Source organism: Limnoraphis robusta CS-951, from assembly GCF_000972705.2.
In genome coordinates, this window is the sequence record NZ_LATL02000309.1 from 1 (window position 1) to 15,738 (window position 15,738).

At 40.0% G+C, this 15,738-nt stretch carries 16 protein-coding genes and 1 pseudogene; 13 read left to right on the forward strand and 4 right to left on the reverse strand.

Going from position 1 to position 15,738, the window contains the following annotated elements:
- Positions 1-296 precede the first annotated feature (296 nt).
- On the reverse strand, positions 297-815 hold the full coding sequence (locus tag WN50_RS26075) for a KGK domain-containing protein (protein ID WP_046279796.1): 519 nt from the start codon (positions 813-815) through the stop codon (positions 297-299).
- 397 nt (positions 816-1,212) lie between these two features.
- Here WN50_RS26075 and WN50_RS34890 point away from each other — a divergent pair, with 397 nt between their 5' ends.
- From WN50_RS34890 to WN50_RS26130, 12 genes and pseudogenes are all read left to right on the forward strand, one after another.
- Positions 1,213-1,371 carry an NUDIX hydrolase gene (locus WN50_RS34890; RefSeq protein WP_160315444.1) on the forward strand — a complete coding sequence of 53 codons (159 nt, stop codon included), beginning with the start codon at positions 1,213-1,215 and terminating at the stop codon, positions 1,369-1,371.
- Entirely contained in the window at positions 1,365-2,084 is a 720-nt protein-coding gene (gene tmpR / locus WN50_RS26080) for a bifunctional dihydropteridine reductase/dihydrofolate reductase TmpR (protein WP_046279797.1), read from the forward strand. Before WN50_RS34890 ends, tmpR (WN50_RS26080) begins: the two co-directional genes overlap by 7 nt.
- Positions 2,085-2,232: 148 nt before the next feature.
- Positions 2,233-3,105 carry an RNA-guided endonuclease InsQ/TnpB family protein gene (locus tag WN50_RS26085; protein ID WP_235441135.1) on the forward strand — a complete coding sequence of 291 codons (873 nt, stop codon included), beginning with the start codon at positions 2,233-2,235 and terminating at the stop codon, positions 3,103-3,105.
- Positions 3,106-3,395: 290 nt separating this feature from the next.
- The gene (locus tag WN50_RS26090) at positions 3,396-4,301 is read left to right on the forward strand and encodes a dihydropteroate synthase (RefSeq protein WP_046279798.1); all 906 of its coding nucleotides are present in this window, start codon (positions 3,396-3,398) and stop codon (positions 4,299-4,301) included.
- 141 nt (positions 4,302-4,442) lie between these two features.
- Positions 4,443-5,840, forward strand: coding sequence for a methyltransferase domain-containing protein (locus WN50_RS26095; RefSeq protein ID WP_046279799.1), 1,398 nt, complete (start codon positions 4,443-4,445; stop codon positions 5,838-5,840).
- Positions 5,841-5,868: 28 nt separating this feature from the next.
- A complete protein-coding gene (panD, locus tag WN50_RS26100; protein ID WP_046279800.1) occupies positions 5,869-6,339 on the forward strand; it encodes an aspartate 1-decarboxylase in 471 nt (156 codons plus the stop codon).
- Positions 6,340-6,524: 185 nt separating this feature from the next.
- A complete protein-coding gene (locus tag WN50_RS26105) occupies positions 6,525-7,643 on the forward strand; it encodes a TauD/TfdA family dioxygenase (protein ID WP_046279801.1) in 1,119 nt (372 codons plus the stop codon).
- A gap of 27 nt (positions 7,644-7,670) precedes the next feature.
- Positions 7,671-8,222 (forward strand): HD domain-containing protein, encoded by a 552-nt coding sequence (locus tag WN50_RS26110; protein ID WP_046279802.1) that lies wholly within the window; start codon positions 7,671-7,673, stop codon positions 8,220-8,222.
- 135 nt (positions 8,223-8,357) lie between these two features.
- Positions 8,358-9,488, forward strand: coding sequence for a TauD/TfdA family dioxygenase (locus WN50_RS26115; protein ID WP_046279803.1), 1,131 nt, complete (start codon positions 8,358-8,360; stop codon positions 9,486-9,488).
- 151 nt (positions 9,489-9,639) lie between these two features.
- Positions 9,640-10,359, forward strand: a pseudogene (tmpR, locus tag WN50_RS26120) (bifunctional dihydropteridine reductase/dihydrofolate reductase TmpR).
- 64 nt (positions 10,360-10,423) lie between these two features.
- Positions 10,424-10,858, forward strand: a complete 435-nt coding sequence (gene queD, locus WN50_RS26125; protein WP_046279804.1) for a 6-carboxytetrahydropterin synthase QueD — start codon at positions 10,424-10,426, stop codon at positions 10,856-10,858.
- 42 nt (positions 10,859-10,900) lie between these two features.
- The gene (locus WN50_RS26130; protein WP_046279805.1) at positions 10,901-11,860 is read left to right on the forward strand and encodes an NAD(P)/FAD-dependent oxidoreductase; all 960 of its coding nucleotides are present in this window, start codon (positions 10,901-10,903) and stop codon (positions 11,858-11,860) included.
- Positions 11,861-12,010: 150 nt separating this feature from the next.
- On the opposite strand, the gene WN50_RS26135 is transcribed toward WN50_RS26130, so the two are convergent.
- From WN50_RS26135 to WN50_RS26145, 3 genes are all read right to left on the reverse strand, one after another.
- Positions 12,011-13,210: a retropepsin-like aspartic protease gene (locus tag WN50_RS26135; protein WP_046279806.1), complete on the reverse strand. Its 1,200-nt coding sequence runs from the start codon at positions 13,208-13,210 to the stop codon at positions 12,011-12,013.
- A 27-nt stretch (positions 13,211-13,237) separates the two neighbouring features.
- On the reverse strand, positions 13,238-14,116 hold the full coding sequence (locus tag WN50_RS26140) for an alpha/beta fold hydrolase (RefSeq protein ID WP_046279807.1): 879 nt from the start codon (positions 14,114-14,116) through the stop codon (positions 13,238-13,240).
- Positions 14,117-14,402: 286 nt separating this feature from the next.
- The gene (locus WN50_RS26145; protein ID WP_046279808.1) at positions 14,403-14,738 is read right to left on the reverse strand and encodes a DUF1815 family protein; all 336 of its coding nucleotides are present in this window, start codon (positions 14,736-14,738) and stop codon (positions 14,403-14,405) included.
- A gap of 771 nt (positions 14,739-15,509) precedes the next feature.
- Between WN50_RS26145 and WN50_RS26150 the strand changes: the two genes are divergently transcribed.
- Positions 15,510-15,738: helix-turn-helix domain-containing protein (locus tag WN50_RS26150; protein WP_049561243.1), on the forward strand; the 229-nt coding region annotated here is incomplete at its 3' end.

A 15,738-nucleotide genomic window follows, 5' to 3' on the forward strand; every position in this document is an offset into this window, starting at 1 on the left:
TTGAAAGTTCGGGGGATTTACCACAAAGACACTAAGACACAAAGATTCTTTTGTGTTGGGTTTGGGGAGGTTTTATCTTTTGAAAGTTCGGGGGATTTACCACAAAGACACTAAGACACAAAGATTTTTTTGTGTTGGGTTTGGGGAGGTTTTATCTTTTGAAAGTTCGGGGGATTTACCACAAAGACACTAAGACACAAAGATTCTTTTGTGTTGGGTTTGGGGAGGTTTTATCTTTTGAAAGTTCGGGGGATTTACCACAAAGACACTAAGACACAAAGATTCGTTTGATTTCTCTATTCTTTTTGTAAATCTGATTCAAGTTGTCGAAGTTTATCAAGAGGTGATTGGTATTCGTTGGGTTCATCGGGAGAGAATTCTAGTTCAACTTGAATCTCGGTTTTGAGATAATCCCATTGTTGAACATGGTTATATGATTTTCCAATATATTCATCAGGAAAAAAAGTAACTTTTGTTCTAATTCTGAGTTTTCCATTTTTCCAACCTATAGAACCAATTTTTAGAAGTTGACATTCAATATTACCACTACATGAAACCCAGTAATTCTCAGAGATGGGAATTTCCACCTTATTTTCAACACTGTATGCTTCATTGAGTTGTTGAATAATTAAATAATGTCTAGAATTAGAATATCTAGACTCAGAATAACCAGATACGGAATAATAGACTTTATTATTAACTTGTCTTAAAACCAACTCCTTAAACTGTCCAACAGTAAATGTATCCTTTCCAAACAACAAAACATCCTGATCACAGGTAAGAGGTTGAAACCCATCATTGAAAATACTTTCCATAACCCATTATCCTCAATAACGTTTTCGCTTGAAAAAATTGGAGTTTAGACTAAAGCTTGAAGAAACTGTCAAGAAGTACAATCCGTCGTTAGTGATTCTCTCATCCAGATGAACTAGGGGACAAGTCCTATGGTTAGGTGAGTCTAAACTCCAGTTTTTAGCTCCTGCGATCGTCATCTGGTAAAATGGGATAGGAATATTTAACAAAAGTGTCAAAAGAAGTCCCCACTCTCAGTTTACGGGGTGGGGATGAATTTTGACTAACAATATAACGTCCGAAGAACATCCTTATAGACATAGACACAAACAGAAAACTTGTGATAGAATTTTTGGTCGTAAACCATTGTTTGAGTGAAATGCTCAGAGCAGTAAAGGTGAGGCTATCTCAGCTAGTGAAATGATTACGCCCAACGAAGAAATTGTCGAATGGGCTTGGGTGGCACCCGAAAAGGCAATGTCTTATCCTCTCAATAGTTATACCCGCGTATTGATTGCCGACTATATGGAAAAGATGATTGATAATTATGACGGCTGGGAGGAGAGAAGAGCGTGTTGAAAAAGGCGCTGGTAACAGGATCGGCGGTGGGAATAGGACGGGCGATCGCACTAGACCTGGCAAGTAAAGGATTTGATGTCGCCTTTCATTATAATAATAGTGCCGAAGCAGCCAAACAAGGGAGTCAAGAAGCAGCCACCCACGGAATAAAATCTATTGCCCTGCAAGCAGATATTACCAAACCAGAGCAAGCGAAGTCTCTAGTAGAAACAGCAGCCGAAAAACTCGGAGGCTTATCAGTAGTTGTCAATAACGTGGGCAACTATTTGGAAAAACCCACCAGCCAAATATCTATAGAAGAGTGGCATCAAATGCTAGATTCAAACCTCAATGCCACCTTTTATGTTACTCAAGCAACAATTCCGTTTCTCAAGACAGCAGGTTGGGGACGTATTGTCAACTTTGCCTGTTCCGGCGCCCAACATCTGATGGCATCTGAGGAACAAACAGTTTATAGAATTGCAAAAACTGGTATTATTATCTATACTAAGTCACTGGCTAAGGAGTTAATTAAGGACAACATTACCGCCAATGTAGTTTCTCCAGGAGTGGCAGAAAATTCTGTTGGTTTAGAAGAAACTATCCCTATCCTGCCAGCTAAACGACCCGCAACCTTACAAGATATCAGCAATGCAGTTGGCTTTTTTATCGGCCCAGAAGCAGATTACATCACCGGACAAGTTTTGGAAGTTGCTGGAGGTTGGAGGTTGTAGTGGTGGGTTTTGATCCCTAGATTTTAGCTTCTGCGGCGAGAAGCCACACACCTGAAAACGAAGTGTCAGAGTGAGATGAATCGCCGACAAGATCTCTAATTTCTCGGCAATTTCGTTATAATCAAGTACATTCGCTCTAAGTTGTTCAATGAGAAACGTAGCAAAAGTCAGACTATATCCAACGGATGACCAGAAACAAGCCCTTGCAAAAGCGTTTGGCTCTGTACGTTGGGTGTGGAATTACTGTCTAGAGCTAAACAACCAAGCCTACAAAGAAACAGGCAAGGGTATCTCAGGAATGCAGCTAAAAAAGCAGCTACCAGTTCTTAAAAAGAAAGAAGAAACAGTCTGGTTAAAAGAAACCTATTCACAGTGTTTACAGCAGTCTGTTTTGAATCTTTCTAGAGCTTTTGTCAACTTCTTTGAGGGACGGGCTAAGTACCCTAACTTCAAGAGTAAGCATAGTAAGCAGTCAATTCAATATCCCCAGAACGTCAAGATTATTGAAAACTGTTTGAGTTTCCCTGTGATTGGCAAGATTAAAGCAAATATTCACAGAACCTTTGACGGGAACATTAAAACAGTTACAATAACTAAGACTAAAACCGAGAAGTATTATGCTTCTATTCTGTTTGAGAGTAAGGATATTGAACCCCAGATTTCTGCTCAGGGTAAAGCTATAGGGTTAGACTTGGGACTGACTCACTTCCTAATTACAAGTGAGGGGTCTAAATATGATAACCCTCGTTACTTCAAGAAACATGAACACAACTTAAAACGGAAACAACAGAAGTTATCCCGCAAGCAAAAAGCATCTAACTCTAGGAATAAAGCACGTAGGTTAGTAGCAAGAGCGTATGAGAAAGTCAGCAACGCCAGGCCAGATTTTTTGCATAAATTGTCTCGCCAAATTGTCAACGAGAACCCAGTGATAATTGCTGAAAATCTCAACGTAAAGGGCATGGTACGCAACCATAATCTTGCCAAGGCCCCCCCTTGGGGCAGGGCTGTTTCATTCTAATTTTTGGCGATCGCGCAGCGTGCCGTCAGGCGTATCGCTAAACCTTTGATGGGGGGCAAGTTTTAGGCTCTATTTAAACAGAAAATCTCAAAACTGTTGAAATAATCCTCCTTTTCTTTACAGAGAAAGGCTTCTAAGATTTGGCGATCGCATTTTTGAACCGAGAATGAAACAGCCCTGCTCCCTCACAAGGAGAATACCTAATAACGACTATTCCCTAGAAATGGCAGTTATTGGGGTAATTTTTGCCGGACTTAAAATTAGTTATTTTGGATTACAGGAGTTGAAAAATGCTTACTCTCGCAGATATTTACGAAATCTATGACAAACATAAAGATGACTACAATGCTCAAGTTCAAGAATTAACGATTGGAAATAAAAAATTTAACTTTAATTCTCAAACAGCCATTTTAGGAATCGTCAATCTTTCCGTAGATTCTTGGTTTAATCACACTATCTGTTACACTTCCGAACAAGCCATTCGTCGCGGTAAAGTTCTCACAGCTCAAGGTGCAGATATCATTGATATTGGCACTGAGGCTACTACAAAAAACACACAAAGGGCTGATGAATTTCAACAAAAAAGTCAACTGGTACCTATTCTTGAAACTTTCAGTAAAGAAGGTATATTGACTTCCGTTGAAACCTATTACCCAGAAGTAGCAAGAATTTGTTTAAAAGCCGGGGCAAATGTGATCAACTTTACTGGCACTGAAAATAGCGAAGAAATGTATCGAGCTGTAGCTGATTTCGATGCAGCAATTATTATCTGTTACCTTCAAGGAAAAAACGCTAGAGATGTGGGAGATTTCGACTTTTCTTTAGCTAAAGACCCAATAGATTTAGTCTACGATTATTTTGGAAAGGAGATAGAAAAAGCCACTAAACTAGGAGTCAGAAAAATTTTTATAGACCCAGCTTTAGGTCTGGGGTACACAAATTTCTACTACAAATATGAATATGTGTCAACTAGAATTGGATATCAAATTAGAAGTCTTTTAAGTGCTTTTAGACTGAGGAAATTAGGGTTTCCACTTTTCAATCAAATCCCCACTGCCTTAGAAGTTTTTGGGGAAGAAGTTAGAAGCGCTCAAGTTTTCACGGCAGTGTTTGCAGCATTAGGAAAAAGCGATTTGCTCAGAACTCATGAAGTTGCTAAAATTAAAGCTGTTTTAGAAACTATGAGTTTAGTGTAGGTAGTTGAATGTAATATATATTCACAGGGTTAATTGCAGATACTATCAAGTCTCAAACCGCAATAATATTAACTCCAACTCTCAAGATTAACAATCAGATTAACTAGCAAATTCTTGCTTGAAGAATCATCTCCTTTCCTTATGAAACAAAGAAAATTTTCCGAGGCTGATACAGAAGCCTTTTATGATAGTGAAGATAGCCTGTATAGAAGTTTTTGGGACTCAGAAGGCAGTTTACACTGGGGCTACTTTGAGAACTTAACTGAAGCCAAAACTGAAGACTTTATCACAGCTTGTAAACGCTGGAACGAATATATGCTCTCCCAGAGTGGGATAACAAAAGATTCGCGAGTGCTAGACCTTGGTTGTGGTAACGGCAACACAGCAATTTGGCTATCCCAACAGACAGGATGCCAAGTAGTGGGAGTCGATATTAGTAGTGTCCGGATTGAGAATGCTAAAGCTAAAGCACAACAACATCCATCACTAAAGTTGGAGTTTAAAAAAGCATCAGCAACTAACCTGCCTGATGAGTCGGGAAGCTTTAGCCATGTTTGGAGCCAGGCAGCATTGTACCACGTTCATGATCGCCATCTTGCCCTACAAGAAATTCACCGAGTTCTTGAGGAAGGGGGGACATTCATATTCGATGACCTAGTGACACCCACACAGGAAATCAACGAAATGGCCCGCAAATACGTCTACGATCGATTGCTGTTTGAACCAATATTTAGCCTAGACTCCTACAAAGATTTCCTCACCCAGTTAGGGTTTATGGTGTTGGCAACTAAAGACTTGAGCGAAAACCTACACAAGAGCTATGAATTACTATCCCAGTTGGCTTTAGATCAATATCCAGAACTGAGTGCAGCTTATGATAAAATGTGCGAGGCTATTCAAACTCATCAATTAGGATGGAGCTTTTACTTATGTGAAAAAGTCAGCGATCGCCTTTCCTGGATTTACCAAAACAGCAATCGATATAGCTTAGAGCAGAAATATAATGCCTGGGCTGCCGTCTACGACACTGAACTAGACAAATCCTATCGTTGTTCCCCAATACAATCAGCTAACGCCTTAGCAAAAGTATTGCCAAATCAGGATGTCACTATCCTAGATGCAGGGGCGGGTACAGGTATGGTGGGTGAAGCTTTAGCAAAATTGGGATATACCAACATTGTAGGGGTTGACCTCTCGGAAGAAATGCTGGAAGCAGCCAGGAAAAAGCTGGTTTACACCGATCTTTACCAAGGAAACCTCGAAGCACCCCTAGCCTTCGCATCCGCAGCCAGCTATGATGCAATCTTGGCAGTAGGTGTGTTCACCTTTGGTCATGCTCATCCTCGTGCGTTGAAAAGTCTATCCAGGTTATTGAAAACAGGTGGATATTTCATACTAACAGTGCGAGTTGATTATTATAATGACACTGAGTCTTTACACGAGGTACTGAAAGAGTTGTCTTGGAATTTAATTAGCCGAGAACAGTTCAAGATCTTTGAGACAGAACCAATGTATATTCTGGTTTTCCAAAAACTCTAACTGTACAAATAAATCAAAAAGGAAAATAATGGGTATAATCAAACTGATGCACGCTAAACTTCATCGGGTCAAGGTAACAGAGGCAAAGCGTGACTATGTTGGCAGTGTAACCATAGACTCAGACTTGCTAGAAAAGGTAGGAATGTTACCTTTAGAAGAAGTAGAAATCGTCAATGTCAATAATGGCAACCGTTGGTCAACCTATGTTTTACCAGGTGAAGCAGGTTCGGGCATGGTTTGTCCAAATGGTGGGGGAGCGCTGCTCTGTCAGAAAGGTGATTTACTAATTATTTGGGCAAACGAACAATGCGATCGCTCCGAAATCTTAAAAAATGGACACGAGGCGAAAATAGTCGTGGCTGATGAAAATAATCATTGTCAAGAACTTCTCTATCAAACTCTAACTCCAAATCAAGGAAGTGTTGAATTTCACTCTTTGCCAGGAATTCCAGAAGGTCAGACATCTGAATACCTGGAAAAAATGATGGGAAACAAGTAAAATTAAACCCTGGAAAATCACACAGTCTAACATAGTCTAAAATTATGGGTGGGTAAATACCCCACCTATATATTGCTAGGGAGTGGGGAGTAGAGAGTCGGAAAGAGAAATTTAAAATTACCATCCCTCTGTCCTGACTACTGACTACTAACTACTGCTATATCAAGAAATTCAAGACTTAAACTATGGAAAATAATTCATCGATCACAGTCGGAGGCAAACGCTTTCACTATATCTGGTTGCGTGATAACTGTCTAACTCAGGAATGTCGCCATCCGACTTCTTTCCAAAAAATCTATGACATTTCCGAGTTGACAGAAACGCCAAAGCCTCTAAATGTAGAGTTAACAAATGACGAATTAATAATTGACTGGGATGAAAACCCACCTCATCGCAGCATATTTCCCATCTCTTGGTTGATGAGTCATGCTTATGACGAATCAGCCGGAAGAGGTGATTTTCATAGTAAAATTGAACTGCGTAAACAACAAGAGATTCTGTGGGATAGTGCATGGATAAAAGCACAACCCCCAGAAAAACATGATTTTTATTCATGCAGTAGCCAAGCTTGGGTTAACCAACTCTACACCTTGGGTTTTGCAGTGATTAAAAATATGCCATTGGCAGAGTTAGATAATTTTATCAGTTCTATCGGACCAATTCATTATACAGAAGGAGGGCGATTCTACACGGTAAAATCTAAGCCTGGAGCTAATGATATATCCGAGACTGGCTACGCTCTACCACCTCACACTGATTACGAAAGTTATATGTATGCTTCCCACCTACTTCAGTTTCTCTACTTTGTGGAAAACAAAGCAACAGGAGGAGAGTCAATACTGGTAGATGGATTTCGGGTTGCCCAAGATTTTAAAAAGCATCATCCAGACTACTTTCAAATTTTGGTAGAAACTCCCGCCCAGTTTCAGCAGTTTTATACCGAGTGGGAATATTATCACCGTCGCAGTCGCCAAATCATAGAATTAGACTTCAAAGGGCAAGTTACAGGGGTCTACTTCGGTCACTCCCACGCCTGCAACTGGGATATACCTTTTGACAAAATGGAAAAATTCTATGAAGCTTACAGTGCATTTTTCCGTTATTTAAAAAGTCCTGATTATCAATATCGCTTCCGCTCGGAGGCTGGAGATTGTCTGATGGTGCAAAACTTCCGAGTATTACATGGCAGAACAGCTTTCGATGCTAATTCTGGGCCAAGACATTTAGAGGTTTCTTATGTCGCTTGGGATTACTTTACTGCAAAAGAGAATTTTCGGCAGTTTAAACATTTATACTTGAGTTAGTTGTGGATTATTAATTAGAACAAGATTATGACTGTAATTGGATATACAAGATTAGACAACCTCACTTTAGAACAGTGGGAGTTAACAAATCAAAGTGTTGAAGAGGTTGGTAATGGTCTGGTAGATAGGATTTGTAAAACTCTCTTAGGTTTACAGGAACACATTATGGGAAGTCAAGTAAACCGCTTAGAACACTGCCTCCAAACCGCAACACGAGCGTTCCGCGATGGAGCAGATGAGGAAACAGTTGTCTGTGCATTGTTGCACGATATTGGTGACGATTTGGCTCCCTATAATCATGGAGAATTAGCAGCAGCTATTTTACGACCCTATGTATCTCCAGAAAATGTCTGGATGATAGAAAATCATAGGATTTTCCTGGGCTACCACTATTTCCACTTTATGGGTCTGGATCGAAACGAACGAGATCAGTTTAAAGACCATCCTGCTTTTGAGCGGACAGTAATTTTTTGCGATCGCTGGGATCAAGTCTCTTTTGACCCTGATTATGACACCATGCCTTTGTCAGATTTTCGACCTATGCTAGAGTCAATTTTTAGCCGTCAGCCTTGGGCTTAACTATTTTCAGGTTCATTTAGCAGATGAATAAATGGGTTTCGCAACCCCACTCAATTACTGAATTTGTGGTTTTTAATTACTGTTGGGATTGCCTACCCATTCAATTACTTTCCTACTTATTAAAGATTAAAGACAATGGCTAAAGTCATCACAAATTATCCCTATCTAACAGTACATGGAAAACGCTATCACTATATCTGGTTGCGGGATAATTGTCTCTGCCCTAAATGTTATTATCCTACCTCTTGGCAGAAAAAGCATGACATTTCAGAATATATGGCTAATAACCCATCTCCAAAACCTCTGAATGTAGAATTAACCGATGAAAAATTGCTCGTAGATTGGGATGAAAACCCATCCCATCGCAGTATCTTTCCCATCGATTGGTTAATGAGTCATGCTTATGATGGAAACCAAGAAGTTAAACCCACTAGGGAAAGGATTTTGTGGGATAAAGCTTGGCTGGATGCACATCCGCCAACATGGGTTGATGCTCAGTCTGAGAATCGCCAAACTTGGACAAATCAGCTTTTGACTTTAGGCTTTACTGTAATCAAAAACTTTCGATTGGAAGATTTAAATAACTTTCTCGCGAGTATTGGACCGACATACTATTTAGCGAAAAATGGACCCTACTCTACAGTCAAAGCAAATCCAAAAGCTACAGATTTATCCCTATCTGCTGAGGGTAATGAGTTGTTGCCTCATACTGATACCACTTATATTTCTACACCTCCTTTAGTGCAACTGCTATATTGTGTGGAAAATTTGGCTACTGGGGGTGAGTCGGTACTGCTTGATGGGTTTAGAGTTGCCAGAGATTTCCAACAGCATCACCCTGAATATTTTGAAATTTTGACTCAAGTGCCTGTCAAATTTGAGCAGTTTTATCCGCAATGGGAATATTATGTATCTCACACAACCCCTATAATTGAACTTGATAAAGATGGCTTAGTTATTTCAATATATTTCTCTCACAAGAATTTTGGTTCTCAACTTCCGTTTGATCGAGTAGAGAAATTTTATGAAGCATATAATGCTTTCTTTCACTACCTCAAAAATCCGGCTTATCAATATTGGTTTCGTCTGGAAGCGGGAGATTGTTTGTTAGTAGAAAACTTCCGAGTATTGCATGGCAGAAAGAAGTTTGACCCAAGCTCTGGAATGAGACATCTAGAAGTAGCATATACGGATTGGCAATATTTAGTTGGGCGAGAAGATTTTCATCGTTTAAAGCATCTATATCAATCTATTTCAGGAGGTTAATTTCCTGAATTAATTTGAAATAGCGATCGGCAATCAGCACAGGGTTCCCGAAAAATCAGCAGTCAGTTTTCAGTATCGTGGGGGATTTTTTCCCCGCTACCTTACCTACTATCAAAATATGTCTGGTGATTAAATCTAGTTCTTAAAGACAATGCTCAAAAAAGCCCTCGTAACAGGTTCAGCAAGAGGAATAGGTAGGGCGATCGCTCTCGATTTAGCCAGTAGGGGATTTGATGTGGCATTTCACTATAACCGCAGTGCAGATGCAGCCAACCAAGGAAGTCGAGAAGCAGCCACCCACGGAGTAAAATCTATTGCCCTACAAGCAGATATTACCAAACCCAAACAAGCTAAATCTTTAGTATAAAATACAGCCGAAAAACTCGGAGGCTTATCAGTATTGGTTAATAACGTGGGCAATTTTCTGGGAAAACCCACCAGTCAAATATCTGTAGAGGAGTGGCATGATGTTATTGATTCTAACCTCAATGCCACTTTCTATATTACCAAAGCAGCACTTCCCTATCTCACAGCAGCTAATGGGGCCCGCATAGTCAATTTTGCTTGTGCTGGTGGCCAAAATGTGGTATCCCGCCAGATGAGTACAGCTTATATAATTGCCAAAACTGGTATTATCATTTATACTAAATCCTTGGCTCAAGAGCTAATTAAAGACAAAATTACTGTTAACGTAGTGTCGCCAGGAATAGTCGAGAATTCTTTTGACATAGAGGAAATGATTCCTAAACTACCTGCTAAACGTCCAGCAACTTTACAAGAAATAAACCATGCAGTTTGGTTTTTGATTAACCCTGATTCTGATTATATTACAGGGCAAGTATTGGAAGTATCAGGAGGCTGGAGTTTGTAATTATAATTTTTTTATCCCGATTTTCGACAATATATATTATTGATTATTTGCACAAGGAATCAAAATGACATCAAATACAGAAAAGGAGGAAATAAAATCTAATTCGGAAAGTTGGATTATAGGCAAAGAATTTAAATTTGAAGCTTCCCACCAACTACCTAATCACGATGGTAAATGTGCCAGATTGCACGGTCATTCTTGGCGTGGTGTCATCTACGTTTCTGGTAATAAATTGATAGATGCTGGTGCAAAGCAGGATATGATTATGGATTATGAAGATATCAAAAAATATCTCAAACCTCTGCTAGATGATTATTTAGACCACTATCACTTAAATGAAACTACAGGTTTAGCTAATCCTACAAGTGAAGCGATCGCCAAATGGATTTATGAACAACTAGAAGATCAAATTCCTGGACTTGTAGCAGTGAGAATTGATGAAACTTGCACTAGCCAATGTGTTTATTCAAAAGAAAAAAGTAATTTTTTATTACTGTAAAATTAAAATGATTCAAACCACAGTAAAAGGAGATTTAACTCTATGAACAAAGTTGTCACAGTGATAGGTGGTGGACCTGCTGGTATGTCTTGCGCTTTATGGTTGAAACATCTCAAATTTTCCCCAATTTTAATTGAAAAAAGCAAAAAACTTGGAGGCTTACAAACAATTAGTCCATTTCACAACAAATGGTATTTGGGAGTACCAGGACAGACAGGAATGGAATTAGCCAAACAATTTAACAGACATATTGAGTTAGAAGTTATACCTACACTCTTCAATTCTCAAGTCAAACGCATTACTCCTGGAAATAATTTCCAGATTTTTACTGACAAACATGAAATAACCGCAAAATCTATAGTTATTGCTACAGGTCAAAGGTTTAAAGGATACGAAAGTATAGAATCAATTGCAGGCAGTCAGGAGTTATTATCGTCACCAAATGTCTGTTTTAATCCGGGTGCTGTTCCTATAGTTCACGGACAGAAAGTTGCGGTAGTAGGGGGTGGTGATAACGGACTCGGAACAGCAAGTATACTGACAGATACTGCTCAACATATTCACTTATTTGTTCGTTCTCAATTTCAAGGGTTTAGCATGAACCAAAAAGCTGTTTGTGACCAGATTAAATCTGGTAAAATAACTCTACACAAACCAGCATTTATTCAGAGATTTAAATTACAAGGAGATAATATTTCTATCACTTTTAAAGTAGAAAATCAGCCAGAGGAAGAGGTACTTGTCAACTATATTTGTTTTCGACTGGGTTTTGCACCCAATGTAGAGGATATAATTAAACTATTCGATCGAGGAGGGATAGGTTGTTTAGAACTAAATCAAGGTGAGTATATTACAACTGATAGATTTCTGCGGACATCAATTCCAAATGTTTATGCCGCAGGAGATGTGACAAATTATAGAGACCCCTGTGTTGCAACAGCAGTAGCTCAAGGTGCTATCGCAGCCCGAAGTGTGGAATCAGATTTGCGATCAGATGATTAGTTTGATTAGTTCCGCTTGATAGATAAGGTAGTGATAAATACGTTATACTCGTTTCTTTGTAACGAGGAAATCGGCGAAATTTATCCTTTTGGAAGGAGAATTTAAGGTGAGGCTTTTTATCTTCAGTCAAAAGTTCAGTTTTTGCGTTTTTTAATCAATTGGTGATAACATCAAACTGCCGTCAAAGTTGTTAGACTCATCCGTTGAACTAAACCGCCAATATTGTTCGTAGTGATTGAAAAAACTTTGTCCTAATATTCCATCAACTTCTAATAAATCTAATACCGAAGGAGAAGATAAAATCACTGCTTCTAGATTATTTTGCTGATGGTGTTGAATTTTGACCTGTTCTAATGTCGAACGTTCAGCTATTTCTAACCCACAAAACCCGATGACTTGTATCTCTTGACGAGAAGCTTGATCGAGTTGTAATTTATTAGCAAGGGATGGAGAGATAAAAATGGTATCGGCTCCTGTATCTAACATAAAGGTAAACGGCCCTTGACCATTGATTTCTATTTCTGCTAACATCACTCCTAAGCGACTTTGTAAGGGAATGGATTGTTGAATTTGGGGTGAATGGAGTTGAGACGGCGGAAGCAGTTTAAGTTGTGGCGTTTTGGGGTTTAAGTTTAGGTCAAAGTGTCGTAAAAAATCCATTCCTAATACTCCCGCAAGTTCATCGGGAATCAGAGTATTTTTAAACTCTAAACCTCTCAATTCTTCAACACGCACCCCATCAACTGTGATAGTCGGGAGTTGATGTACAGTCGCACTCATTTCAGGACAATCATCGCCTGCGACGGCTGAGGTTAACTGTTCATTTGCTATTTTTTCTCCGACTAACTGCAACTGCTGAACCATTGGGGTTGAAATCATGGTTGTAGACGCACCAGTGTCTAGCAGAAAATCGCCTGATTTGTCTTTGAGAGTCAGTTGAAGGGTGAAAACCTGACTTCCTTCTAAGCGCTGTAAGGGAATGCTAGCTTGTCCTTGAGTGCGAGGAGGAGGAAAATTTAGTCCTTTGAGTTGAACAATTGCGTTGAGTTGCTGTAAAACAGAAGAATGAGCCGTCAGGCGACTAAAGCACGAAAAATTTTCTGGGAGCAAGTCGCTCCCTCTTATTTGATAATTTTGATGGTCTGAAGTTTTGCGATCGCCAATTTCTCCATCTGTTAAAGTAGAATGTTGACCAGGAGCCATTGGGAAGCGTCTTAGAGCGTCTTCGAGTTGCTGAGAATTACAGATTGGGGGTTGACTCTGACCCTTGATGGGTAATATGATGATTGAGACGACCATCGGGAGCAAAAATCGCTGAAGATTTCGTCTCACAACTGTCGCCTCTAACATGGAACTCCTCCTAAATTAACGAGTTCTCTAGTCTCGCAAAAACTTTAACAGTTCTCGGTTAACGGTTTGGGGAACTTCCTGTTGAATCCAGTGACCACAATCTTCGACTAATTCGAGTTTAAAAGGTGCGGCGATTAATCGGTCTAAACCCTCTAGAAGTTTATGACTAAAAAACGCATCTTCTTTTCCCCATAAGACCAGAGTCGGGGATTCAACTTTTTCAGGCGATCGCATTGTGCTAGAAAGCCAGTTGGGTGGCCACAAGAGTTGACGATAGTATTTCATCGCTGAGGTAATTACACCCGGTTTTTCTAAAGCGGCTTGATAAATTTTTGTTTCTTCTGCGCTAAAAGCACCTTTACGAATCGCTTGACCCCGTAGCAAATCGATCACAAAGTTATTTAAATTTTGTTGAATTAACCATTCTGGTAGGTTGGGAACTTGAAACGCCAAAACAAACCAACTCCGCCGCAGTTGGTCTAAATTACTCATCAACTCCTGGACAAAGCGATGAGGAGGAGGAGCGTTTAAAATCGCCAAACGGTTGACATACTGGGGAAATTTCTGAGCCATGTGCCATGCAATCGTACCCCCCCAGTCATGTCCGACAATATGCGCCTTAGCGTAGCCTAAGCGCTCAATCAAGCCCTGAATATCGGCACTGAGGGTATCTAAGTCATAACCCGTCTCCGGCTTGTCAGAGTCGTTATAACCGCGCAAATCGGGAACAACGACTTTATAATAACGAGCGAGTGCCGGAATTTGATAACGCCAAGAGTACCAAAATTCTGGGAAACCATGCAGGAGGATCACCAGTTCTCCTTCACCTTGAGTTACCGAATGTAAACGAATGTTATTGGTCTCAACAAACAGGTGTTTCCAGTCAGACTCCAATGCTATTGCCATATACGCCTTTTTCTGATAATTAACACTGCCGTAACTGCCCGATTCATCCGTCAGGCAGAGAGATCTAGGGCAGTGTCACTTCTTCCAGATTAACATTTGGAGAGGTGTAACACCACTAACAAAATTGTATTGACCGATTAACTGGGTCGTAGCCTTGAGCATTGCTGCTCTGCTCTGAATTAGCCAGCCAATCGCGCTCCAAATACTTCCTGTTTGTTCCTAGAAGTGTCGGCACTGTCTAGTCTACAGGTAGATACGAGCAAGCGACTCGCCAGAGATCAGACCTTTAAGCCAGCTTCGATAACGTTACAGACGGTTCGACCTTGTACTTGACTAGGTTAGCCAGTTCTTGTAATTGATTAATCGCTTCAGCTCCTTCTAACTTCATCAATTCGCGATCATCTCGCATTTCAGTCCAAGTAATTCCGTAATCTGATACCAGGAAACGAATCAGATGATTTTCTCCCAGGCTGACCATGAAGGAGGCGCTATTCATTTGGCCCCCACAGGTATAGCAAGATGCTAAATAGCCTTGACGCTCTAACACAGTGGCCAGAGCTTGGAGACTCATCACGAGATCCTGTACAAATTTACGGTGTTGTTCTGCTAGTCTGAGAAACATATCTGCCCTCCCATCACCACACCTAAGATTTATTCAAAAAATGTAACATAATCTTAAGGTTTTGGTGTCTCAATGTTGGCACAGTATAACCTTAATTTGCTACAAAGATCATCACCATTCTGAACTCTTTTTCCGGATATCTGAAAATCATTAAACCTCTAGACCCCGGACAACAGAACCCCGAAAAACTTGATAGTCAAGACTTCTACCGGAGTGATAACAGGGATTTAACAACCTGTATCAGCCTCTGCAAGAGGTAGATTAAAATAACTAATATTATAAATATTACTTATAGTATTCAGGGATTCTACCGAACAGAAAAGGATTTTTATATAAAGCCGACTGATTACTTTAAATTTACTTATCTTTTTTTGAGGGAAAATTTAGGTTAATATTTTATTAACTTGTGTAAAGTTTCTGATCCATCTCAGGGTAGATTTTCAGAGAATTGTTGCTGCAATGCTAATTTTTAGCTGAACAAGGTATATCGGGGCAGGAGTTCAAGACAAGAGTCGGTCTCCCCTACCCAACCCGGAGACTGAGAAATAGCCGTTCAAGTTCAAGCAAGAGTTAACTGATTCGCCGTAAGTCCCCCACTGAATTCGGTACTCCGAATCAGTGGCGGGATATAAGGCGGGCGGCGACGATTGTATCTCCGACCAATGCCGTAAGGCGAGGAAAGAGATATATCAGGAGTCGCCAAATATTTGCAGAATAACGTTACTGTAATATATATATAATAGTAATAGGTCGATATTTGGAGGAGTTTAGATGAAGCGACAAGCGGTAAAAGTCAGTCTATACCCTACGGACGAGCAAATCCAGGTGTTAGCTCAACACTTTGGATGTGCGCGTTGGTGGTGGAATTATGGGTTGAATCAATGTATTGAAACCTATAAAGCAACAGGCTTTGGCTTGTCTCAGTCTGGACTGAATTCTTTGTTGCCAAAACTCAAAAAAGAAAAAGAGACTGAATGGTTAGGGGATTGTTATTCGCAGG